The sequence below is a fragment of the Actinomadura sp. DC4 genome (genome assembly GCF_030406325.1).
Taxonomy (GTDB): domain Bacteria; phylum Actinomycetota; class Actinomycetes; order Streptosporangiales; family Streptosporangiaceae; genus Actinoallomurus.
In genome coordinates this window covers 42,753-64,833 of sequence record NZ_JAUEQY010000030.1, presented here as the reverse complement: position 1 = coordinate 64,833, position 22,081 = coordinate 42,753, and the positions used below count along the sequence as shown (strand labels likewise).

Annotated in this window: 20 protein-coding genes and 1 tRNA gene; 11 read left to right on the top strand and 10 right to left on the bottom strand. The window is 71.1% G+C overall.

The genetic code is table 11. The features are described from left to right. The first annotated feature begins 2 nt into the window (after window positions 1-2). From QWU11_RS36995 to QWU11_RS36985, 3 genes are all read left to right on the top strand, one after another. Complete coding sequence (locus tag QWU11_RS36995) at window positions 3-1,088, top strand: hypothetical protein (protein ID WP_290119181.1); 1,086 nt, start codon at window positions 3-5, stop codon at window positions 1,086-1,088. A gap of 127 nt (window positions 1,089-1,215) precedes the next feature. Further along, window positions 1,216-2,502 (top strand): helix-turn-helix transcriptional regulator, encoded by a 1,287-nt coding sequence (locus tag QWU11_RS36990; RefSeq protein WP_290119180.1) that lies wholly within the window; start codon window positions 1,216-1,218, stop codon window positions 2,500-2,502. A gap of 690 nt (window positions 2,503-3,192) precedes the next feature. Continuing rightward, window positions 3,193-4,233 carry an acyl-CoA desaturase gene (locus QWU11_RS36985; RefSeq protein WP_290119179.1) on the top strand — a complete coding sequence of 347 codons (1,041 nt, stop codon included), beginning with the start codon at window positions 3,193-3,195 and terminating at the stop codon, window positions 4,231-4,233. 69 nt (window positions 4,234-4,302) lie between these two features. Here the strand turns inward: QWU11_RS36985 and QWU11_RS36980 are convergent, their stop codons facing one another. Continuing rightward, a complete protein-coding gene (locus tag QWU11_RS36980) occupies window positions 4,303-5,301 on the bottom strand; it encodes a LacI family DNA-binding transcriptional regulator (protein WP_290119178.1) in 999 nt (332 codons plus the stop codon). A gap of 255 nt (window positions 5,302-5,556) precedes the next feature. Here QWU11_RS36980 and QWU11_RS36975 point away from each other — a divergent pair, with 255 nt between their 5' ends. The 6 genes from QWU11_RS36975 (at window position 5,557) to galT (ending at window position 13,780) form a co-directional block, all read left to right on the top strand. Next, entirely contained in the window at window positions 5,557-6,828 is a 1,272-nt protein-coding gene (locus QWU11_RS36975; RefSeq protein ID WP_290119177.1) for an ABC transporter substrate-binding protein, read from the top strand. Window positions 6,829-6,835: 7 nt separating this feature from the next. Further along, a complete protein-coding gene (locus QWU11_RS36970; protein ID WP_290119176.1) occupies window positions 6,836-7,744 on the top strand; it encodes a sugar ABC transporter permease in 909 nt (302 codons plus the stop codon). Continuing rightward, window positions 7,744-8,553, top strand: a complete 810-nt coding sequence (locus tag QWU11_RS36965) for a carbohydrate ABC transporter permease (RefSeq protein ID WP_290119175.1) — start codon at window positions 7,744-7,746, stop codon at window positions 8,551-8,553. Before QWU11_RS36970 ends, QWU11_RS36965 begins: the two co-directional genes overlap by 1 nt. Then, window positions 8,550-10,034, top strand: coding sequence for an alpha-N-arabinofuranosidase (locus QWU11_RS36960; RefSeq protein WP_290119174.1), 1,485 nt, complete (start codon window positions 8,550-8,552; stop codon window positions 10,032-10,034). Before QWU11_RS36965 ends, QWU11_RS36960 begins: the two co-directional genes overlap by 4 nt. A gap of 16 nt (window positions 10,035-10,050) precedes the next feature. Further along, on the top strand, window positions 10,051-12,708 hold the full coding sequence (locus QWU11_RS36955; RefSeq protein ID WP_290119173.1) for a glycoside hydrolase family 2 TIM barrel-domain containing protein: 2,658 nt from the start codon (window positions 10,051-10,053) through the stop codon (window positions 12,706-12,708). Window positions 12,709-12,772: 64 nt separating this feature from the next. Then, window positions 12,773-13,780: a galactose-1-phosphate uridylyltransferase gene (gene galT / locus QWU11_RS36950; RefSeq protein WP_290119172.1), complete on the top strand. Its 1,008-nt coding sequence runs from the start codon at window positions 12,773-12,775 to the stop codon at window positions 13,778-13,780. Here the strand turns inward: galT and QWU11_RS36945 are convergent. Then, the gene (locus tag QWU11_RS36945) at window positions 13,777-14,649 is read right to left on the bottom strand and encodes an oxidoreductase (protein ID WP_290119171.1); all 873 of its coding nucleotides are present in this window, start codon (window positions 14,647-14,649) and stop codon (window positions 13,777-13,779) included. The genes galT and QWU11_RS36945 overlap by 4 nt on opposite strands. A 75-nt stretch (window positions 14,650-14,724) precedes the next feature. Between QWU11_RS36945 and QWU11_RS36940 the strand changes: the two genes are divergently transcribed. After that, window positions 14,725-15,384, top strand: a complete 660-nt coding sequence (locus QWU11_RS36940) for a DNA-binding response regulator (protein ID WP_290119170.1) — start codon at window positions 14,725-14,727, stop codon at window positions 15,382-15,384. Here QWU11_RS36940 and QWU11_RS36935 read toward each other — a convergent pair. Next, window positions 15,374-15,853 (bottom strand): rRNA adenine N-6-methyltransferase family protein, encoded by a 480-nt coding sequence (locus QWU11_RS36935; RefSeq protein ID WP_290119169.1) that lies wholly within the window; start codon window positions 15,851-15,853, stop codon window positions 15,374-15,376. The two genes, QWU11_RS36940 and QWU11_RS36935, sit on opposite strands and share 11 nt — an antisense overlap. 174 nt (window positions 15,854-16,027) lie before the next feature. Between QWU11_RS36935 and QWU11_RS36930 the strand changes: the two genes are divergently transcribed. Then, window positions 16,028-16,582, top strand: coding sequence for a hypothetical protein (locus QWU11_RS36930; RefSeq protein ID WP_290119168.1), 555 nt, complete (start codon window positions 16,028-16,030; stop codon window positions 16,580-16,582). Here QWU11_RS36930 and QWU11_RS36925 read toward each other — a convergent pair. The 7 genes from QWU11_RS36925 to nadD all read right to left on the bottom strand — a co-directional run bounded on the left by QWU11_RS36925 (window position 16,579) and on the right by nadD (window position 22,059). Next, window positions 16,579-17,829: an ATP-binding protein gene (locus tag QWU11_RS36925; RefSeq protein WP_290119167.1), complete on the bottom strand. Its 1,251-nt coding sequence runs from the start codon at window positions 17,827-17,829 to the stop codon at window positions 16,579-16,581. The two genes, QWU11_RS36930 and QWU11_RS36925, sit on opposite strands and share 4 nt — an antisense overlap. Before the next feature lie 82 nt (window positions 17,830-17,911). Beyond that, window positions 17,912-18,328 (bottom strand): hypothetical protein, encoded by a 417-nt coding sequence (locus tag QWU11_RS36920; RefSeq protein ID WP_290119166.1) that lies wholly within the window; start codon window positions 18,326-18,328, stop codon window positions 17,912-17,914. Between the two features lie 81 nt (window positions 18,329-18,409). Further along, a complete protein-coding gene (locus QWU11_RS36915; RefSeq protein ID WP_290119165.1) occupies window positions 18,410-19,228 on the bottom strand; it encodes an SAM-dependent methyltransferase in 819 nt (272 codons plus the stop codon). Between the two features lie 1,004 nt (window positions 19,229-20,232). Further along, a tRNA-Ala gene (locus QWU11_RS36910) sits at window positions 20,233-20,305 on the bottom strand. A 76-nt stretch (window positions 20,306-20,381) separates the two neighbouring features. Beyond that, complete coding sequence (locus QWU11_RS36905) at window positions 20,382-21,014, bottom strand: histidine phosphatase family protein (protein WP_290119164.1); 633 nt, start codon at window positions 21,012-21,014, stop codon at window positions 20,382-20,384. After that, window positions 21,011-21,418: a ribosome silencing factor gene (gene rsfS / locus QWU11_RS36900; protein ID WP_290119163.1), complete on the bottom strand. Its 408-nt coding sequence runs from the start codon at window positions 21,416-21,418 to the stop codon at window positions 21,011-21,013. The genes QWU11_RS36905 and rsfS overlap by 4 nt, the downstream gene beginning before the upstream one ends. 35 nt (window positions 21,419-21,453) lie before the next feature. After that, window positions 21,454-22,059: a nicotinate-nucleotide adenylyltransferase gene (gene nadD / locus QWU11_RS36895; RefSeq protein WP_290119162.1), complete on the bottom strand. Its 606-nt coding sequence runs from the start codon at window positions 22,057-22,059 to the stop codon at window positions 21,454-21,456. Window positions 22,060-22,081: the final 22 nt, after the last annotated feature.

The window sequence follows — 22,081 nt, the reverse complement described above, 5'->3', positions numbered from 1 at the left end:
GGGTGGCCGGCGAGATCGTGGTGGTGTGCGCGGACGAAGATCCTCCGCGGTCGTGGGACGCGTCCGTCTTCCTCGCGGGGGCCGCGTCCGCGCAGCCCACCGAGGCGCCGTGGCCGTCGCCCGCGATCGCGCTGCTCACCGAGCGGTGGAGCGCCGGGCGGCTCGTGGTGTTCGTGCCCGGCTCCCGCACCGCCTGGGAGGCGTCTCTCACCGACCTCGTCATCGTGTGGGCGCCCTGCGTACCCGAGGCCGCCTGGCACGACTCCCAGCGGATGGTCCTGGGCATCCCCCCGGGCATGCCGGGCGGGCGTGAGCTCGCCGAGCGGGCCGCCGTTCCCGTCGCGACCAGCCTGTCCGCCACCATCGCGGCGGCACTGGACGAGATCGGCGAGGGGGCGCGCCGCGAGGGCGCCGAGCGCGAGGTGCCGCTGCTCGTGTGGCGCACGTCGAGCTTCCGGCGCTGGTACACCGCCCAGCGGGGTGCCGGCAACGCTCTCCTGGGCGCCCGGGTCGTGTGGACGTTCCGGGCGAGACCGGGGACCGGCGCCGTCTTCTTCTGGGCGCTGCACGTACGCGTGCACGTGGCCGCCGAGGACCGCGTCAAGGACAACGAGGTCGTCATCTCCCGGCCGGACGTCTCCGTCGTCGCGCTGTACCGGCGCGGCGCGTCGCGGGACGCGACCACGGTCATCCTCGTACGGGAGTTCCGCAGCCCCGCCTCGACCCCGGACGGCAACGTGCACGAGCTGCCGGGCGGCTCCACGCTCAAGCCCGCCTCCCCCGTGGCGCAGGCCGCCGAGGAGGTCGAGGAGGAGATCGGCCTGGCGGTGGAGGTGAGCCGCTTCCGCGTGCACGGCAGCCGCCAGCTCGCGGCCACGATGTCCGCACACCACGCGCACCTGTTCTCCGCCGAGATCACCGCGGCCGAGCTCGACCGGCTGCGCGCGGGAGCGGGCCGCCCGCACGGCGTCGTACGCGACTCCGAGCGCACCTGGGTCGAGATCGCCACCTACCGGGAGATCCGCGAGGCGAACCTCGTCGACTGGGCGACCCTCGGCATGCTCGCCGAGGCGCTGTCGGACTTGTGACCCAGACGGCCGTCCGCGTTCCCGCTAGCCTCGAACCGGTGACGGTTCTCTGGCCCCGGAGTTTCACCACGTCACCGTCGGCGGCCGTACCGTCGAAGCAGGGGCGACCGGGACGCAGAGGCACGCCATGGCAGCGCAGGGGACATCGTTCGGACCCGAGCTACGGCGGCGGCGCACGACCGCCGGCCTGTCGCTGACGCAGCTCGCCGCCCGTACCCACTACACCAAGGGTTACCTGAGCAAGATCGAGAACGGGACCAAGCCGCCGGGCCCCGACCTGGCCCGGCGGTGCGACGCGGCGCTCGGCTCGGGCGGGGAGCTGGCGGCGCTGGTCGAGCGCCCCGCGCCCGACGAGCCGCCGGTGGCCGAGGTCTCCGGCAGCGAGACATGGACCATCAAGCTGGCCCCGGACGGGGGCGCCCGGTTCCTGCCGGCGGCGGACGAGACCGAGGGCGCGACGCCGCTGTGGCTCGACGCGGGCGGCGGGTTGAGCGCGGCGGTCGGCGAACACCGGATCGCCTCGACCCTGGCGGTCTTCCGCGCCCAGTTCGACCAGGCGCGCGCGCTCGGCCGGTGGGCGAGCCCGGCTCTGGTGCTGCCCACGGTGATCGCGCAGACCCACACGCTCCGGGGGCTCGCCGCGGCCGCCCGCGAGCCCGAGCGCGGGCGGCTGCTGTTCCTCGCCGCCCGGTACGCGGAGTTCGCCGGCTGGATGGCGCAGGAGGCCGGCGACGAACGCGCGGCCGCCTGGTGGACGCGCCAGTCCGTCCGCATCGCCGCGCCGACCGGCAGCGCCGTACTGGCCGTCTACTCCCTCGTACGGGAGGCGGAGATCTCCCTCTACCGCGACGACGCCGTACGGGTGATCGAACTCGCCCACGAGGCGCAGAGCACGACCAGGGTCCCGGCGCGCGTGCTGGGTCTCGCGGCCCAGCGCGAGGCGCAGGGCCACGCGCTGTACGGCGACTACGACAACTGCCGCCGTACGCTCGACCGCGCCGCCGAGCTCCTCGCCACCCCGCCCGCGACGGGCCCGGACGAGCCGATCATCGGATCAACGACCGTCTCGGACCTCAACGCGATGGTCACGGGGTGGTGCCTCCACGACCTCGGCCGCCCGGCGGAGGCCGCCGAACTGCTCGACCGTGAGGTCCCCCACATCGCCGAGACGGCGCTGCGGTCCCGGGTCCGGTTCGGCGTGCGCCGGGCGCTCGCCCACGCGTCGGCCGGCGAGGTCGACCACGCGTGCACCCTGTCCGGCGACCTGCTGGACCTGATCGACCTGGTCGACTCGGCGACGGTCCGCGTCGACCTGCGGCGCCTGACCCACACTCTCGCCCGCTGGCACACGCACGGCCAGGTCCGCGAGGTGTACCCCCGCCTCACCGCGGCCCTGCGGACGAACACCTTCTGACCGCCGCGTCCGCGCGTCGGCCCGGAGGACGACGGCGGCGCCGAGGACGACGGTCAGCGTCGCCATGACACCGGCCGCGACCCCTACGACGAGCGCGACTCTCGTCGGCTGGTCGAAACGCAACTGCAGAATGAGGGCGGTGAGCGCCTGGGTACGCGCGGCCGTGCCCGACATCGCCCGAGCGGCCCGGCGCAACAGCGCGCGCCGGGAGAACGGCTCCTCGTCCGTGCACCGGATCCGACGCCCGATGACGGCCTTCAGGCTTCGCTTGTCCATGGCATTGCCTCGTTACGGGTAGGAAGCGCGGTACCGCATTTCTTCCGCGTGCCCTCAGCTTGCGCGGGGCCGGGGGCGGATCGAAGTGGTTGCCCGGAGCAGGTTCGACGGTCAACAGGAAACGGCCCGGGGCGCGACGCGAGCGGGCGCGGCGTGACGGAGGGTGACCGCCGCCGCGGACGGTCCGGGCTCTCCTCCGGGCCCCGCCCGCGCCGGGACGCCTGACGGCGGTCGAGGAACCGAACGCCAGGTTAAGCCGTTGACTTAGACGGTGGCGGTCGTATCCGCGAGCGGCGATTTCGTGGAGTATGGCCATCGGATTATTCGTTTCTCCGCAGGCGAAAACTCTCCTTCGGCGACGGATGGTCGCAGCAGCCCGTAACTGGTGTGGTCCTGAGCCCCGAGGAGATCCGAATGACATCCCGTGCCGGGAGTACGGCCGAGGCCGCACGCGGAAGTGACTACGCGGTCCTGTGCCGGCAGATCAAGGCCGCGGGCCTGCTCGATCGCCGGCCCGTCTACTACACCTTGAAGATCACCGCGAACACCCTGCTGCTCATCGCGGGCATCACGGCGTTCGCCCTGCTCGGGCGCTCGTGGTACCAGCTGCTCGTCGCCGCCTTCATGGCGTTCGTCTTCACGCAGATCGCCTTCGTCGGGCACGACGCCGGGCACCGGCAGATCACCGGGTCCCGGCGGGCCGACGACCTGCTCGGCGTGCTGCACGGCAACATGCTCGTCGGGTTGAGCTACGGCTGGTGGGTGGCCAAGCACAACCGCCACCACGCCAACCCCAATCACGAGGGGCGCGACCCCGACGTCGGCGGCGGCAGCGTGCTCGCCCTCACCGACGGCCACGCGGCGGCGCGGCGCGGGGCGTTCGGCCGGGTACTGGCGCGGATCCAGGCGTACCTGTTCTTCCCGATGCTCCTGCTCGAAGGCGTGCACCTGCACGTGGCGAGCGTGAAGGCGCTGCTCGGCGGGCCGTCGCGGCGGTCCCGCACGACCGAGGCGCTGCTGCTCGGCGGCCACCTCGTGGGCTATGTCACCGTGCTGTTCGTCGTGCTGTCCCCGCTTCAGGCGGTGGCGTTCATCCTCGTGCACCAGTGCCTGTTCGGCCTCTACATGGGCTGCGCCTTCGCCCCCAACCACAAGGGCATGCCGATCCTGAACGACGAGACACAGCTCGACTTCCTCCGCCGCCAGGTGCTGACCTCCCGCAACATCCGGGGCGGCCGGTTCACCGACTTCATCCTCGGCGGGCTCAACTACCAGATCGAGCACCACCTGTTCCCGAGCATGCCGCGGCCGGCCCTCCGCCACTCCCAGCCGCTCGTACGCGCACACTGCGAGCTGCACGGACTGCCCTACCTCGAGAGCAGTCTCCTCGGCTCCTACACCCAGGTGCTCCGCCACCTGCACACGGTCGCCGAGCCGCTGCGCGCCGCCGAATAAGCGACCGTCGACCCGCAGCACCGCGGCGACAACCACCTCTGAGGCGGGAAGGACGGGATCCGGACGGCCTCAGACCCGCCGGGGGGAGCCCGAGCTCTCGCGTACGCGCAGCTCGTAGCTCACCGTCACCTCGCGCGGGGCGGAGTCGACCGCCTCGATGCGGTCGAGCAGCAGGCGCAGGGCCGAGCGGGCGATGCCGGCCTTGTCCGGGCTGATCGTGGTGAGGCTCGGCACGTTGTACCGGCCGTCGTCGATGTCGTCGAAGCCCACCACCGCGAGGTCGTCGGGGATCCGGTAACCGCGGTCGTACAGCGTCCGCATCGCGCCGAGGGCCAGCGTGTCGTTGAAGCAGAACACCGCGTCCGGCGGTTCTTCGAGCTCGGTGAGGTACGCCGCGGCCTCCGCGCCGTCGCGCCGGTGGTACTGCCGGGCCGGCACGATGAGCGACTCGTCGACCGGGAGCCCGGCCTCCTCCAGCGCCGCGCGGTAGCCGGTCTCGCGCATCCGCGCCGTGCTCTGGTCGTGGTCCTGGACGCCGATCGCGGCGATGCGCCGGCGGCCCAGTGAGGCCAGGTGCGCGGTGGCCGCGCGGGCGGCGGCGACGTTGTCGATCGCGACGTGGTCCGCCGGGCCGGCCGAGACGCGCTCGCCCAGCAGCACGAGCGGCGTCGTGTCGCGCCGGCGCGCGATGTCGAGGCGGTCCATGGCCACGGGGCTGAAGATGACACCGTCGACCAGCCGTGTCCCCATGCCGTTGACGACGTACTGCTCGCGCTTCGGGTCGCCGCCGGTCTGGTCGATGAGGATGGTGTAGCCGTGCTCCTCGGCCATGTCGACGATGAGCCTGGCCAGCTCGGCGAAGTAGGGGACGTCGACCTCGGAGACGGCGAGCGCCAGGATGCCGGTACGGCCGCGGCGCAGGTTGCGGGCGCTGATGTTCGGCCGGTACCCGAGTTCGGCGATGGCGTGCTGGACGCGCTCACGGGTCGCGGCGCCGACGGACGCGCCGTTGATGACGTTCGAGACGGTCTTGACCGACACGCCCGCGCGGGCGGCGACGTCCTTCATGCTCGCCGAGCGGCGGCCTCCGGGCGGCGCGGAAGCCGATGACGCGGACGTGCGAGCCATACGCCGACCTCCCGGCTGGTGCTTGTCGGGCGAGAGTATATCGATTAGTACATCGATGGACATGAACCTGCAAGAACGATAGAAGAGATTCCAGGTGAAGGGGTATACAACGATTACCTTCGCGAGTATGGTCCCGATATCTCCCGGCTCGGTGGCAGGCATCCGCGCCGGTACACATCCCCACTGGAGGATGGCGTGGACCTACGCAGGAAGCTCGTCGCTCTCGCCGCACTCGCCGCGCTCGGCGCCGCAAGTGCGTGTGGCGGGTCCGGCTCGTCGGACAAGACGGACGAGACGGTCACCCTGTCGTTCTGGAACGGCTTCACGGGAGGCGACCGACCAGGCGTCGAGCACCTCGTGTCGGAGTTCAACACGGCACACCCGAAGATCCACGTGAACATGCAGATCATGCCGTGGGACGTCTTCTACCAGAAGCTGCTGCCCGCGTACGGCGCCGGCAAGGGCCCGGACATGACCGCGATGAGCGCGAACCAGGTCGCCCAGTACGCCTCGAAGCGCGTCTTCCAGCCGCTCGACGACGCGTTCTCCGCCGGTCTGATCGACAAGTCGAAGATCGTGCCGGGCGCCGTGCAGGCCGGGCTGTACGCCGGCAAGCAGTACGGCCTGCCGGCCAACTTCACCCCGCTGCTCCTCTACTACAACAAGAAGCTGTTCAAGCAGGCCGGCATCGCGGCACCGCCCGCCACCTGGGACGAGTGGATCGCCGACCTGAAGAAGCTGACCAAGGGCAAGGGCCCGGGCGGCAAGCCGGCGCAGTACGGGCTGACAATGGGCACGCACGAGACGGTCGAAGGCATCCCGATCCTGCTGGCCGGACAGGGCGGCGGGGTGATCGCCGCGGACGGCAAGACGGTGACCCTGGACAGCCCCCAGTCGATCCAGGCCATGACGACGTGGACCGATCTGATCCGGAACGACCACGTCATGCCGGTGGGCACGTCCGGCGCCGACGCCGACAAGCTGATGCAGGCCGGCGACGCGGCGATGGAGATCAACGGCCCCTGGCTGACCTCCTCGCTGGACTCCTCCAAGATCGACTACGGCCTCGCGATGGTGCCCGCCGGCCCCGCGGCGCAGACGACGCTGGACGACAGCGTGCAGTTCTCGCTCGGCAGCCGCGCGACCGGTGCGAAGAAGAAGGCGGCCGAGGAGTTCTTCTCGTACTGGAACTCCCGCGACTCCCAGATCTACTTCGCCAACACGACGGGCTTCCCGCCCACCCGTACCGACATCGGCGCCACGGACCTGAAGAACCCCAACGTCGCGGTGTTCTCCCAGTTCTCGCCGAAGGCCGTGCCGTTCCTGCCGGGCCAGATCAAGTTCGCGCAGATGCAGAACGAGGTCATCGACCCGTCGTTCGAGAAGATCCTCAACGGCAAGGGCGACCCCGCGTCGGTGCTCAAGCAGAGCGCGGGACAGCTGCGGTCGCTGCTCTCGGGGAGCTGACCGGTCCATGCGGCGATCCCCCAGCCGGGCGCGCGGCGGCCTCTCGCTGCGCGTCCGGCGGCGCCTCAGCGCGTACGGCTTCATCGCGCCGTCGGTGGCCGTCCTCGGCGTCTTCCTCGTCTGGCCGATGATCTGGTCGCTGCGCACCTCGTTCTACGACGCCTCGCAGTTCGCCCCGTCGACGTTCGTCGGCCTCGGCAACTACCGGAGGCTGTTCGCGGACGCGACCTTCCGCGGCGACCTGGTCAACACGCTGGTGTACGCGGCCGTGGTCACACCCGTCGCGGTCGGGCTGGCGCTGGTGTTCGCGCTGATGCTGCACCGCCGCCTGCGCGGCCGGTCGTTCTTCCGCGCGGCGATCTTCCTGCCGGCCGTGCTGTCCTTCGGCGTCATGGGCATCGCGTGGGACTTCGTCCTCGACCCCAACATCGGGGTGCTGCCGCGCTGGCTCGAACACGCCGGGTTGTCGATGGGCAACGGCGTCAACGACCCGAACTGGGCGATGGCGTACGTGATGTTCGTCGGGGTCTGGAAGAACACCGGCTTCTACATGGTGATGTACCTCGCCGGGCTCGGCACGATCCCGGCCGACTACTACGAGGCGGCGGCGATCGACGGCGCCGGCCCATGGGCGCGGTTCCGGCACATCACCTGGCCGCTGCTGTCGAACACCACGCTGTTCGTGTTCGTCATCGCGGCGATCGCCTCGCTGCAGGCGTTCGACCAGATCTTCGTGATGACGCGCGGCGGGCCGTTCTTCCAGACCGAGACCCTCGTGTACCTCGTCTACCGCACCGGCTTCAAGGACTTTGAGTTCGGCTACGCCTCGGCGGCCGCGTGGGTCCTCGTCTTCCTGGTCTTCCTGATCAGCCTCGTACAGAACTTCTACTTCGGCCGCAGGCAGGTGAAGTACTGATGACGCGTCGTGTGCTCCTGTACGCGGGCCTGGTGCTGGCCGTGGCCGTCATCGTGCTGCCGGTCGTGTGGATGCTCTTCGCGTCGGTCAAGCCGGAGGCGGACATCACCGGCCATCCCGCGCAGCTCCTGCCCGAGCACCTCACCGGGAGCAACTACCGCGAGGTGACCCGGCAGATCCCGTTCGCCCGCCAGTTCCTCAACTCGGTGGTCTTCGCCGGCGGGGTCACGCTCTTCTCGCTGCTGTTCAACTCGATGATGGCGTTCGCGCTGGCCCGGCTGGACTTCCCCGGTAAGCGCGTGCTGTTCGTCGCCGTCATCCTCTTCCTGATGATCCCGTACCAGGTCACGCTGATCCCGATCTACCAGATCGTGGCCAGGCTCGGGCTGATGAACACCTATCCGGGCATGATCATCCCGCGGGCCACGAACGCCTTCGGGATCTTCTTCCTGCGCCAGTTCTTCCTCGGCATCCCGCGCTCGCTCGACGAGGCGGCCCGCATCGACGGGGCCGGCGACTGGCGGATCTACGCGCGGATCATCCTTCCCCTGTCCAAACCGGCCCTGCTGACGATCGCCCTGTTCGACTTCATGTTCAACTGGAACGACCTGCTGTGGCCGCTGATCTTCACGACCAGCACGAAGATGGAGACCCTGCCCGCCGGGCTGGCCCTGTTCATGGGGCAGCACGTCTCGCAGTACGGCGTGGTGATGGCCGGGGCGACGCTCACGAGCCTGCCGATCGTGATCGCCTTCCTCTTCGTGCAGCGCAAGTTCATCCAGGGCATCGCCACGACGGGACTGAAATGAAGACCGCGACCCTCACCCTCGACCCCGCCTTCCGCGTCGGTCCCGTGCACCCCCGGGTGTTCGGCTCGTTCGTCGAGCACATGGGCCGCTGCGTCTACACCGGGATCTACGAGCCCGGCCACCCCTCCGCCGACGCCGACGGCCTGCGCGAGGACGTGCTCGCGCTCACCCGAGAGATGGGCGTCAGCGTGGTCCGCTACCCCGGCGGCAACTTCGTCTCCGGCTACCGCTGGGAGGACGGCGTCGGGCCGGTGGAGGACCGGCCGGCCCGGCTGGATCTCGCCTGGCAGTCGCTGGAGACCAACGCCTTCGGACTGCACGAGTTCATGACCTGGGCGGACCGGGCGAACGTCGAGCCGATGATGGCGGTCAACCTGGGCACGCGGGGCGTCCAGGAGGCCGTGGACCTGCTGGAGTACACCAACCACCCGGGCGGCACCGCGCTGTCGGACCGGCGCGCGGCCAACGGGCGGCGCGAGCCGTACGGAATCGGCCTGTGGTGCCTCGGCAACGAGATGGACGGTCCCTGGCAGATCGGGCACAAGACGGCCGAGGAGTACGGCCGTCTCGCGCAGGAGACCGGCAAGGCGATGAAGTTCGTCGACCCGTCGATCGAGCTGGTCGCCTGCGGCAGCTCGAACGCCCACATGCCGACGTTCGGCAGCTGGGAGGCGACCGTGCTGTCGCACTGCTACGACGAGGCGGACTACATCTCGCTGCACGCCTACTACGGGCAGGACGGCGACCTGGCCAGCTTCCTCGCCTCGGCGGTGGACATGGACGCCTTCATCGAGGGCGTCGTCGCCACCGCCGACCACGTACGGGCCAAGCTCGGCAAGACCAAGCGGATCCGGCTGTCCTTCGACGAGTGGAACGTCTGGTACACCGACGACTTCGCCGGCGGCACGTGGGAGCAGGCGCCCCGGATGAGCGAGGACCTGTTCAACGTCGCGGACGCCGTGGTCGTCGGCAGCCTGCTGATCTCGCTGCTCAAGCACGCCGACCGGGTCGGCGTCGCCTGCCAGGCGCAGCTCGCGAACCTCCTCGCGCCGATCCGCACCGAACCGGGCGGCCCCGCCTGGCGGCAGACGATCTTCCACCCCTTCGCGCACGCCGCGGCATACGCGAAGGGCGACGCGCTGCGGGTCGTCCTGGACGCCCCGCGCCAGGAGACCGCCAAGTACGGCGACGTGCCGCTCGTCGACGCGGTGGCGACCCAGGACGAGGAGGGAGTCACGGTCTTCGCGGTCAACCGCGACACCGAGGGGCCCATCGGCCTCACCCTCGACCTGCGCGCCTTCCCCGGCGTCACCGGGGCGGAGCGGATCGTGCTCGCCGACGAGGACCGGACCGCCGCCAACACCGCCGCCGAACCGGAACGTGTGACGCCCCGACGCGCCGAGCTCCCGGTACGGCCCGGCGAGCCGCTGCTCGTCGAGCTGCCGCCGGTGTCGTGGAACGTCATCCGCCTATCCGTCTGACCACTGAAGGAAAGAGATGCAGGAGCGCTTGGACGGCACCTGGGACCTGATCCCCGGCGACCCCGGGATCGATGGGCTCGCGGGCGCCCCCGCGCGGCCGGTCACCGTGCCGGGACTGTGGGAGGCCGAGATCGACCCCGGCCTGGACGGCGTGGTGTGGTACCGGCGGACCTTCGCCTGCCCGGATCCATCAGGCCACTGGACGCTGCGCTTCGGCGCCGTCATGGACGCCGCCGAGGTGTACCTCAACGGCGTCCGTCTCGGCGGCCACCTGGGCGCGTTCACGCCGTTCGAGCTCGACCCGGGCGACGCGCTGACCGCCGGTGACAACGTCCTGGCCGTACGCGTGACCGACCACGCGCTGACCGACCCGGAGCACACGCGGACCGCGCACGGCAAGCAGGGCTGGGCGAACCAGGCGTTCCCCAGCCCGCCGAGCCTCTACCTCACGTACGGCGGGATCTGGCAGCCGGTGACCCTGCGCCGCCACGGCCCGGTGGCCATCGACGACGTGTTCGTCAACGGCGATCCAGAAGCGCTCACGGTCACCGCCGAGCTGTCCAACCGCGCCACCGGGCCGGTCACCGCCCGCGTGCGCACCGGTGTCCACGGCGACGTCCGTGAGGAGGAGGTCGTGCTGCCGCCGGGCGGACGGCGCGCCGTCGTCCTCGCCTTCGGCCCGTCCCGCGCCGAACGCTGGTCGCCCGACGCGCCGGCGCTGCACCACGCGCGGACGAGCGTCACCGTCGCCGGCCGGGTCAGCGACGAGCGCACGACGCGGTTCGGGCTGCGGACGATCGCGATCGAGGGCGACCGGTTCCTGCTGAACGGCGCGCCGTACCGGATGCGCAGCGCGCTCGTGCAGGGCTTCTACGCCGGCACGCTGTACGCCGAGCCGGACCGCGCGGCGATCGTCGCCGAGGTCGCCGCCGCCAAGCGGCTGGGGCTCAACACGCTGCGGCTGCACATCAAGGCGTTCGACCCGGTCTACCTCGACGTGTGCGACGAACTCGGCATGCTGCTGCACTGCGACATCCCGGTGGCCGAGCCGATCGCCCACGCGGAGCTGGGCTTCTCCGGAGAGGTCGCCGACCGGTGTGCCGCCGCGGCGACCGAGCAGGTGCGCCGCGACCGCGGCCATCCGAGCATCGTCCTCTGGTCGGCCATGAACGAGCTCGGGCTCGAACACGGGCCCTCGCGTACGAGCGAGGGGTACGCGGGGTTCGCCCGGCGGATGTACGCGGCGGTGATCGAGGCCGACCCCACGCGGCCGGTGATCGAGAACGACTGGGTCGACCCGGACCCGGACCACGTCTTCGCGAGCCCGATCCTCACCGCGCACTGGTACGGCCGGCTGTCCAGCGCGTACCTGACCGGGCTGGCGGACAAGACGGCGCCGTGGGCGGCCTCGCCTCGGCCGTTCCTGCTGAGCGAGTTCGGCGACTGGGGGCTGCCCTCGCTGGAGCCGCGCGAGGACGCGCCGTTCTGGTGGTACGGCGACGTGCTCACCAAGGCGATCGAGCGCACGCCCTGGCCGGGCACGGTCGCGGCGTTCGTGGAGGGCACCCAGAGGTACCAGGGGCTGGCCGACCGGCTGCAGATCGAGCTGGTCCGCCGCCAGGACGGCGTCGCGGGCTGGTGCCTGACCGAGCTCACCGACGTGCCGCACGAGTTCAACGGCCTGTGGGACCTGGAGCGCGCGGGCAAGCCCGCCGCGCTCGCCGAGGTCGCGCTCGCCTGCGCGGACGTCTTGCCGATCGTCGCGCGGACCGCCTGGACCGCCGCCGCCGGCTCGGCCGTCGAGCTTCCCGTGTCGGTCGCCAATGACGGGCCGGCGCTGCGCGGTGTGACGCTGGAGGTCGTGCTGCGCGGCCGTACCGTGCGATACGGCCCGGTGGACCTGCCCGCGCACACGGCGTCGGAGGTCGCGACGGTCCGCGTGCCTGCGCCGCAGGTGACCGGAACGCACGAGCTGGTCGTCCGCCTCGTCGGGCCCGGCGGCCCGCTGGCGGCCAACCGCTATCCGCTGCACGTCGTCGCCGCCGAGCCCGCGCGGGTGCCGGTACGGCTCGCCGGGGCGGACGCGCTCGCGGGCGCCTCGGTCTCAGCGGACCCGTCGGCACCGCTCGTCGTCGCGGAGAACGCGCTGGACGCCGAGACCGGAGCAGCGGTCGGGGAGACGCTGGCCGCCGGCGGATCGGTGCTCGTACTGGCCCAGGGCGCGGACCGGGCGCGGCACCTGCCGATCCCGGCGGCGCTGACCGACGTCGCGACCGCCTGGGGGTCCACCCCGTTCCTGTTCACCACCGGGGAGCTGGCGCTGCCGTCGCTGCCGCCGGCCACGGTGCTGACCACCGAGCCCATGGCGATCGTCCCCGACACGGTCTGGACCCGCCTCGGGGACGCACCGCTGGTGGTGGCCGGGATGTGGAAGCCGTTCCCGGACGAGATCGCGGGCACCGTCGTCGGGGAGACACGGGTCGGGCCGGGCCGGCTGATCGTGTGCCAGTTCCCGCTGGCCACGGCCGTACGCGAGGGCGACCCGATGGCCGCTGCGGTGCTCGCGGACCTGCTCCGCCACCTCGCCGCGCCCGGACCGGGCCTGCGCGCCGACCACGGCCACCTCGCCGACGGCCGCGCCATCACCTACTACGCCGGCCGGGAGGCCCCATGACCGAGCGGAGCGAGGGAATCGACAACACAGCCGACCCGGTCGCTTCTCCGACGAAGGAGGACGCATGACAGAGCGGAGATATGACCCCACGAGAGGTGAGTGGGTCACCTTCGCGACTCATCGGCAGAACCGTACGTTCCTGCCGCCGGCCGACCAGTGCCCGCTCTGCCCCACCGCGCCCGGCCGGCCGGCGACCGAGATCGCCGCCGCCGACTACGAGCTGGTCGCCTTCGACAACCGGTTCCCCTCGTTCACGGCCGAGCCTCCGGAGCCGTCCGTCGCGGGCGATGACCTGACGCCGGTCGCCCCGGCCGCGGGCCACGCGGAGGTCGTGGTGTTCACCAGCGACCACGATGCGACGCTGACCGCCCTGCCCGCCGCCCGGCTGCGCGCCCTCGTCGACGTGTGGGCGGACCGCACGACCGAGCTCGGGCGGCGGCCGGAGGTCGGCTACGTGTTCCCGTTCGAGAACAAGGGCGAGGAGATCGGCGTCACGCTCAACCACCCGCACGGCCAGATCTACGGTTACCCGGACATCCCGCCGATCCCCGCGCAGGAGATCGCGGCCGCCCGGAGGTACCGCGACGAGCACGGCTCGTGCGTGTGGTGCGACGTCGGCGTACGTGAGGAGGACTCCGAGCGGTGCGTCGTCCGGGGCTCGGCGTTCGCCGCGTACGTGCCGTTCTGGGCACGGTTCCCGTACCAGGTCTACATCAGCGCCCGCCGGCACGCGCCCGCGCTGCCGTCGCTGACCGCGCCGGAACGCGACGACCTGGCGCGCGTCCTGAAGCAGGTCCTGGTCGCCTACGACGGCCTGTTCGGCTTCTCCATGCCGTACGTCATGGCCGTGCACCAGGAGCCGGCCGCCCCGGGGCACGGCGACGTCAGCCACCTGCATCTGGAGCTGTCGCCGCCGTACCGGACCGCGACGCGGCGCAAGTTCCTGGCCGGCAGCGAACTCGCCGCGGGCGCCTACGTCACCGACCTGGCCCCGGAACGCACCGCCGCCGCGCTCCGCGACGTCCTCGCCCGCGAGACCGCCGAGCCCGGACGCCACGAGGCCGCCGCCTAGCCTTTCAGCTCGGCGAGGTCGTCGGCGGTCAGCTCGAGGCCGGCCGCGGCGACGTTCTCCTCCAGGTGCTCCAGTGAACCGGTGCCCGGGATGAGGAGCATGGCCGGGGAGATCTCCAGCAGCCAGGCCAGCGCGACCTGGGCGGCGGTGGCGCCGTGCCGCGCGGCCACCTTGCCCAGGCGTTCGGCCTCCAGCGGCCGGTCGCCGCCGCCCAGCGGGAAGAACGGCACCCACGCCACCCCGAGCTCCTCGCACTGCCGCAGCAGGTCGGCGTCGGCGGGGTGGTGCACGTGGAAGTGGTTCTGCACCGCCGCGACCGGGGCGACCGACCGAGCCTCGGCGAACTGCTCCGGGCCCACGTTGCTGACGCCCAGGTGCCGGATCAGGCCCTCCTCCCGGAGCTCGGCGAGTACCGCGAACCGCTCGGCGAGCGACTCGTCCCGGTCCATCGTCATGCCGCCGATCCGCAGGTAGACCAGGTCCAGCCGGTCCAGGCCGAGCGTGCGCAGGTCGTCCTCCACCAGGCCGCGCAGCTGGTCCGGCGTCGCCTGGTAGGCCGGCAGGCCGTCGGGTCCGCGCAGCGGCCCCACCTTGGTCGCGATCACCAGGTCCTCGCGGTACGGGGCGAGCGCGCGGCGGATCAGGTCGTTGGCCTCGACGTCACCGCGCGCGTAGAAGCCGGCGGTGTCAATGTGGTTCACGCCGAGCTCGACCGCGCGGCGCAGGACCGCGATGCCGGTCTCGGGGTCGCGCGGCGGGCCGGCGAAGGTGCCGGTGGGCAGGCGCATCGCGCCGAAGCCCATCCGGTCGACCCGCAGGTCACCACCGAGTTCGAAGTCGCCGGCCGGGTTGTTCGTCAGGTTCGTCATGGGCCCCACACTGCTGCTCCGGCGGTCCGTGGACCATCCGCTGGCAGCAACCTGCCAGCCGCATACACTCGGGTCATGCCGAGCGATCAGGTCTTCAAGGTCCGCGGCGAGGCCGAGCTCGCCCAGCGCGCCGGGCACCTGTTCTCCGGGGTGAAAGAGGAGTTCCTCTGCGCCGCGACGGACATGAACACCTGGTCACAGCCGGGGGCGCGGACCGACATCGCGACCCGCATGCGGACGACGATCCAGGGCGGCGTGAGCGTACGCAAGCTCTACACGTCGGCCGCGCTGGCCGAAGAGGTCCAGCGCACGCACCTGCTGCAACTGCTCACCGCCGGCGCCCAGGTGCGCATCTGCGACGCCGGCCTGCCGCACGAGACGATCATCATCGACCGGCGCGTCATGATCCTCGCCGGGCTCGGCGTGCCGGGCGACCGGGAGTTCACCGTGACGACGTCGCCGGCGCTGATCGACGGCGTGTACGCGCTGTACGACGCGAGCTGGCACGGGGCCGTCCCGCTCCCCGACCGGCAGGACCTGCCGATGATCACCCCGGACGTACGGGCGATCCTGCGCACGCTCAGCGCGGGCCTCACCGACGAGGCCGCCGCACGGAGCATGGGCATCTCCCTGCGCACCTACCGCCGGCGGGTCGCCGAGCTCATGAAGGCCCTCGACTCCGACTCGCGCTTCCAGGCCGGTCTGCGCGCGGGCGAGCTCGGCCTCACCTCCTGACCCGTACGACCAGCACGGCCGAGTCGCCCCTGGGCGGAGGCCGGAAGGCGTGGCGCGGCAGCGACCGGCCGGCCCGCAGATCCCACCGGCCGCCCGACCGGTTCGCGTACCTCCGGACCACCGCGCGCTGAAGGACGAGGTCGGCGGCGACCAGCCGCGAGCGCGGCGCGAGGAGCGGCCGCAGCAGCGGACTGGAGATCCCGTACGGCGGGCCGGCCACGACGAGGAAGGGCCGGTTCGGCAGCCGCAGCTCCCGCGCGTCGGCCCGTACGACGGTGATCTCGGCCCCGGCGAACCGGCTCTCCAGCCGCCGGGCCCGTCCCGGATGCGGCTCCACGGCGATCACCCGGGCGCCGGCGTCGAGCAGATGCGCGGTCAGCGCGCCATGCCCCGCGCCGCGGATGCCATCCCCAGGCGCCTCGAGTGCCCGGAGCCGGACACGGCGCACCATGTTCGCGTAGCAGGTCATGGCTCCCACCGTAGGAAGCCCCGATCGTCTCGGGCAACCGGATTCTCCGCACCACCGCCGGGTAGCGATCGTGGCCGCCGCCGGTAAAAACGGCCCGTCGCACGCCGCGATCATGATGACGTCGCGGGGAGTCCTCCTCGGGAGGGCGATCGACCTCGACGGGGAGCAGCAGAGATGATCAAGTCACTGAGTACTCACGCCATGGCCGTTCTCGCGCTCGGCGGCGCGGGCGCCACCGCGACGCAGGCGCCCGCGCGGGCGGACACCTTCGCGGCCGCCTACACCTGCACGGTCCCGGTACTCGGAAGCCGGCCCGTCGTCATCCGCGGCACGCTGACCGCGCTGCCCGACCGGGCCGTCGCGGGCCAGACGGTCCGGTTCCAACTGCACATCGCGGGCCTGAGCCTGCAGACGCCGCTGGCGATCGAGTCCTGGACCGCCGTCGCCGGCATCGAGGTGACCGGCGCGCAGAACACGGCCTTCCGGATGGCGGGCTCCGGCGGCCTGGTCAGCCCGCGCCGGCCGATCACCGGTGACCTGTTCGGCGCCTGGACGCCGCGGGTGCGGGGCGTCGACCGGCTCCGCGGCGGCACCGTCGCGATCACCGCCCGGATCGCACGCGTCGGCGTGCTCACCTCGACCTGCCTCCCGAACGATCCCCGTCCGGTGCTGGAGACCATCGGCGTGGTGGGGTACCACCGGTTCGCGCGGGCGGACACCGACGTCTAGGCGCTCGGCGTTGCCGTCCAGAGGGCGGAGATCGGCAGACAGGTCAGGCCGTCGCCGAAGCTGAGCGACTCGGTGCCGCAGTAGAGGACGAAACCGGCGTGGAAGCGCGGGCCGAGCCGCCGCTGGAGGCGCTTCAGCCCACGGAAGTCGTCGGCGCGTACGGTCTCGGCGGCCTTGATCTCGACCCCGACGACCCGGCCGGCGTTGTCCTCCAGCACGCCGTCGACCTCGTACTGGTCGCGGTCGCGGTAGTGGTAGAGCCGCGCGGGCGTGTGCGCCCAGGTGAGCTGGCGGGCGAGCTCACCGAGGGCGAAGTTCTCCAGCCGGCCGCCGAGCGCGGCGTCGGTCACCGCCCCCGTCGTCAGATAGCCGGCCAGCCCGGAGTCGACGAAGATGACCTTGGGGGTGGAGATCGCCCGGCTCGTGGCGTTCGGCGACCACGCCGGGATCAGCCGGATGACGTAAACGGTCTCCAGGATCTCGATGTAGCTGCGGACCGTGGGCGCGGTGATGCTGAGCTCCCCGGCGAGGCGGTTGACGTTGAGCAGGCCGGCGGTCTGGGCGGCGAGCAGCGCGACGAGGCGGCGCATGTCGCCCGCCTTCTCGATGTCGGCGACCTGCTTGACGTCGCGGCTCAGCAGGTCCGAGAGGTAGCCCTCGAAGAACCGCTGCCGGCGCTGCGGCGACTCGCGGCGCCGCGCCTCCGGGTAGCCGCCGCGTGCCGTACGGGCGAGGTAGTCCTTGCGCTGGAGCTCCGACGGCGCGGCCCGGAGGTCGGCGCCGTACGCGAAGGCCGCGTCGACGAAGCGGTCGGGTGCCCCGTCGATCTCCCCCTGCGACAGCGGCCAGAGCTCGATGGTCTCCGAGCGGCCGGGCAGCGCGTCCGGGAGGCTGCGCAGGGCGAGCAGGCGCGCGGAGCCGGTCAGCAGGAACCGGCCGGGGCGCGGGTCACGGTCGACGAGATGCTTGATCGCGAGCCAGAGGTCGGGGACGCGCTGGACCTCGTCGATGAGCATGAGACCGTCATGGCGGACGAACCGTACGGGATCCTCGATGGCGGCGGCCCGCGTGACGGGATCGTCGAGGAACCGCGCGACGCCGTTCTTCTCCTGGCGCAGGACCATCTCGGCCAGCGTGCTCTTGCCGACCTGGCGGGCGCCGTTCACGACGACGACGCGGGTGTCGGCGATCGCCTCGGTGATGAGCTCGGCGGCCTGCCGGGGTACGTAGTCCGTCGCCTTGCGCACGAGGCGATGGTAGCAGTGCGGCTTTAGATCTGCCGAGATCTGACCTTTAGATCTGCCGAACTGCGAGCTTTGCTCTCGCCGATCACTTGGGCGCGAACCGGGCGACCGCCTTGCCGTCGCGGACCGCCACCGTGGTGATGGCGAGGCGGTTCATGTACGAGGTCATCCCGGCGCGCTGCCCGCTGAAGGACAGGGTGATCCCCGGCCCGGTACCGACATAGCTGACGCCTCCGCTGGAGACGGACTTGACGGTTATGACCTGCAGGCCGTACCGGGCGGGTGGAGTGATCTTGTCGCCGGGCGCGACGAGGACCTCGCACCGCCCTTTGCGACAGGCTCCGAGGCGCGTGCCGTCCGCCGCCGTGAGCGGCGCCTCCACCGTCTTGGACGCCACGGCCGCCGGGGAGGAGACCTGCGAGGACTGCGCCCGATGATGCGTGGAACCCCCGCCGCACCCGGCGACGAGAATGACCACACCAATCGCGATCCGCGAGTACATCGTTCTCCCATTTGATGGGCGGGCGCCACGGATTTACGGCACCCAGACCGGGTTGCGGTCGAATGAACGGAATGGGCTTGATTAAAGTTTTCGGCCGACTCCGGCGACCGACCAGACGGACTCGGGGTGGACACTGGGCTCGCCCCGGCCGGGACGCCACGCGGGGGTGCGGACGATGCCGGGCCCGGCCAGTTCGAGCCCGTCGAAGTACGGCTCGATCTCCGCGTACGTCCGCAGGTCACTCCGGCGCCTGGAGCCCTTGACGATCTCCCGGTCCTGGAACAGGGTCGAGAGCTTCTTGGTCATCTCGGCACGGCCGTCGGAGATCGGATGCGAGATCACCATCCAGCTACCCGGCACGATCGCCTGACGAAGACGCGCGACGATGTCCAGGGCCACCTCGTCCTCGGGGATCGCCGCGAGCGCCGCTATGAGCAGCACCCCGACGGGTTCGCCGAGGTCGATGAGCCGGGTGAGGTGCGGATGCCCGAGGATGACGTCGGGGTCGCGCATGTCCGCCTGGACGACGGTTACCCGGGCGTTGTTCGCCAGGATGGCGCGAGCGTGGGTGACCACGACCGGATCGAAGTCGACGTAGACCACACGTGCGTCCGGGTCGGCCTCCTGCGCGGCCTCGTGCGCGTTCTCCTGCGTGGGCAGGCCGCAGCCGATGTCGATGAACTGCCGTACCCCCTGGGCCACGAGAAACCGGATGGCACGGCCGAGGAACTTACGGCTCTCCCGCGCCATCATGGGCAGTTCGGGCGCGACCGCGAGGGCATGTTCGGCGGCCTCCCGGTCGGCGGCGAAGTTGTCCTTGCCGCCCAGCAGGTAGTCGATCACACGCGCCTCGTTCGGCGTCCCAGGATGGAAGCCGGCGGACTCGCGGGTTTTTGACATCAGGCCGTTACCTCCACATTTCTCGCCTTCGTAGATTAGTCGTACGGCTCGGGCGATTTCTCCCTATCTCCTGTATGCGTGTCGCGGAAATTCTGCCGCGGGTTCGGAAAAAGGACGCCCGCCGTTCTCGCGCCGGGCATGGAGCACGCCGAGATGGACGATCGACCCCCAAGTGGGGCGACCACCGCCCCGGGCCGCCCACCGGTGGCTCGGGAACCGTCGGACGGGCAGGTCGGGCTGGGGTCCGGGCACCCTGGACCGCCCGGCCTGGAACGGCCTCATCACGCGCGACCGCAAGGAGGTCGCAGGGAAGGTTCCGCCGCCACTACCGGCTCTCAAGCACGGGCCGCGAGGCTCTCACGACCGAGCCCCTCAGACTGACCGCGCCGACGGCGCACACCCTTCCTCTCCCCGGCGATGACGAACGCCGCCGAAAGCGGCTCATCCCACCAGCCGTATCTCCACATCAGAGACATATCGTGGGTGCCCATTTTCGCCACGGTCGTCGCGCTGATTCAGTGCCGCCGAGGGACAGGCGGCATAACCAGTACGGCTTGTCCATTCCGGTAGAGGTTCGGGGCCAGGTGGTCTCCTCAACGGAGAAGGCTGCGGCTTCTACAAAAGCTACTGCTCCCGCGCAGCCTGGCCCGCTCCACCCAATCGTCACTGGTCTGCTGCTCGATGGTCAGCCGACCAGGATGGTGACCGGCCAGCCCGTTGAGGTCACCGTGATGACACCCAACAGAGGGCGAGTCATGGTGGATCGGAGTCCGCGTGCTCACGAAGCGATCTAAGCGGCCGAAACGACGCACCCATCACCACGAACAAAAGCCAGATCGAGGCGAAACCGCCAAAACCCGAACACCCCCACAAACCCCAGCCCGTAGGGGCTGTGGGGGGCGCAGCCCCCCACATCGGGGGGCTCGGGGGGTCGCCCCCCGAAAAAATGACGAGGACCGAAGGGGAAGCCCGTAAAAGGGCGACCACATCGGCCCAGGGTCGAGTGGAGCTATGGGGATTCGAACCCCAGACCTCCTCCATGCCATGGAGGCGCGCTACCAACTGCGCCATAGCCCCGCACGTCCTCAGGTCTCCCTGCGACGCCCCGTCAGTGTATAGGACCTTACGGCCAGACCTGTAATCACCGGCGATCTCAGCCGTCGCTCGCCGCTCGGTCGTCGCTCAGGACCGGCTCCGGCAGCGTGCCCGCGTTGTGTTCGGCCAGGCGCCAGCCGATGCGACCCTCCTCCAGGACGGACCAGGAGCAGTTGGACAGACCCCCGAAGCGGCCCCACAGCTCCTCGGGAAAGCCCAGCCAGGCCAGCATGCCGATCCGGATGGCCGCGCCGTGGGACACCATGACCAGCAGGCCGTCGTCCGGGACGCGTTCGAGGGCGCGCTCCACGGCCGCGGCGAAGCGCTTCGCCACCTCTTCGACGTCCTCCCCGCCCGGCGGCTGCCAGATGGCGTGCTCGGCCGGGTAACGCGTGCGGATCTCGTGGTTGGTGAGGCCCTCCCACGCGCCGCCGGAGCGTTCGATCAGGTCCTGGTCGTGGGTGACCTCCAGGCCCGTGACCTCGCTCAGGGCCTGGGCGGTCGCGGCGGCGCGGCGGAGCGGGGAGGCCACGATCGCGGCCGGCTCGAGGGCGGCGAGCAGGCGGGCGGAGCGGGCGGCCTGCTCCACCCCCGTCTCGTCCAGGGGGATGTCCGTCGTGCCCTGGAAGCGGCGCTCGACGTTCCAGGTCGTCTGGCCGTGCCGCCACAGGACGATCTTGCGTGTGCTCACTGGCCCTCCCCCGCCCGTACGCGCTGTGCCACGTGGGCGTGGACGTCCTCGGGCAGTGCCATCTCCGGGCAGTCCTTCCAGAGCCTCTCCAGGGCGTAGTAGACCCGGTCCTCCTCGTGCTGGATGTGCACGATGATGTCGGCGTAGTCCAGGAGCACCCAGCGGCCCTCGCGCTCGCCCTCGCGGCGGACCGGCTTGGCGTCCGCGTCCTCGCGGAGGCGCTTTTCGATCTCGTCCACGATCGACCGGACCTGCCGGTCGTTGGCGGCCGAGCAGAGGAGGAAGGCGTCCGTGATGATGAGCTGCTCGCTCACGTCGTAGGCGATGATGTTCTCAGCCAGCTTTTCGGCCGCTGCCTCGGCGGCGATCTGGACCAGCTGGGTGGCCCTCTCGGATGCGGTCACGGTGCTGTCGTGTTCCTCCCTGCGGGACTTCATCGTCAGTCGTCACGATAAAGCCCTCGTTTATTGATGTACTGCACGATTCCATCGGGTACGAGGTACCACACGGGTTCCCCCGCCCGTACCCGCTCGCGACACTCGGTCGATGAGATCGCCAGCGCGGGCACCTCGACCAGGCTCACTCCGCCGCCGGGAAGGCCCGGGTCGGCGAGGTTGTGGCCAGGACGAGTACAGCCTATGAAATGCGCGAGGTTGAAGAGCTCGTCCGCGTCACGCCAGCTCAGTATCTCGCCTAGTGCGTCGGCTCCGGTGATGAAGAACAACTCCACGCCCGGCCCGTGTATTTCGCGCATCTCACGCAACGTGTCGATGGTGTAAGTCTTCCCGGGGCGCTCGACGTCGACGCGGCTCGTCGAGAACGCCGGGTTGGACGCGGTCGCGATCACCGTCATGAGGTAACGATCCTCGGCCGCCGAGGTCTTGCGGCCCTCCTTCATCCACGGCTGGCCGGTCGGCACGAAGACGACCTCGTCCAGCGCGAACAGGTGGGCCACCTCGCTGGCGGCCACCAGGTGCCCGTGGTGGATCGGGTCGAACGTGCCGCCCATGACCCCGAGGCGGCGGACCTGCCCATCGGTGCTCATGGCGCGACCCTAACCAGCGGCA

Coding starts and splice junctions, on each gene's coding strand:
- QWU11_RS36990 (WP_290119180.1), top strand. CDS start 1,216: ATGGCAGCGCAGGGGACATCGTTCGGACCCGAGCTACGGCGGCGGCGC.
- galT (WP_290119172.1), top strand. CDS start 12,773: ATGACAGAGCGGAGATATGACCCCACGAGAGGTGAGTGGGTCACCTTC.
- QWU11_RS36955 (WP_290119173.1), top strand. CDS start 10,051: ATGCAGGAGCGCTTGGACGGCACCTGGGACCTGATCCCCGGCGACCCC.
- QWU11_RS36960 (WP_290119174.1), top strand. CDS start 8,550: ATGAAGACCGCGACCCTCACCCTCGACCCCGCCTTCCGCGTCGGTCCC.
- QWU11_RS36970 (WP_290119176.1), top strand. CDS start 6,836: ATGCGGCGATCCCCCAGCCGGGCGCGCGGCGGCCTCTCGCTGCGCGTC.
- QWU11_RS36920 (WP_290119166.1), bottom strand. CDS start 18,328: ATGTACTCGCGGATCGCGATTGGTGTGGTCATTCTCGTCGCCGGGTGC.
- nadD (WP_290119162.1), bottom strand. CDS start 22,059: ATGAGCACCGATGGGCAGGTCCGCCGCCTCGGGGTCATGGGCGGCACG.
- QWU11_RS36980 (WP_290119178.1), bottom strand. CDS start 5,301: ATGAAGGACGTCGCCGCCCGCGCGGGCGTGTCGGTCAAGACCGTCTCG.
- QWU11_RS36935 (WP_290119169.1), bottom strand. CDS start 15,853: ATGACCTGCTACGCGAACATGGTGCGCCGTGTCCGGCTCCGGGCACTC.
- QWU11_RS36985 (WP_290119179.1), top strand. CDS start 3,193: ATGACATCCCGTGCCGGGAGTACGGCCGAGGCCGCACGCGGAAGTGAC.
- QWU11_RS36940 (WP_290119170.1), top strand. CDS start 14,725: ATGCCGAGCGATCAGGTCTTCAAGGTCCGCGGCGAGGCCGAGCTCGCC.
- QWU11_RS36945 (WP_290119171.1), bottom strand. CDS start 14,649: ATGACGAACCTGACGAACAACCCGGCCGGCGACTTCGAACTCGGTGGT.
- QWU11_RS36965 (WP_290119175.1), top strand. CDS start 7,744: ATGACGCGTCGTGTGCTCCTGTACGCGGGCCTGGTGCTGGCCGTGGCC.
- QWU11_RS36915 (WP_290119165.1), bottom strand. CDS start 19,228: ATGTCAAAAACCCGCGAGTCCGCCGGCTTCCATCCTGGGACGCCGAAC.
- QWU11_RS36930 (WP_290119168.1), top strand. CDS start 16,028: ATGATCAAGTCACTGAGTACTCACGCCATGGCCGTTCTCGCGCTCGGC.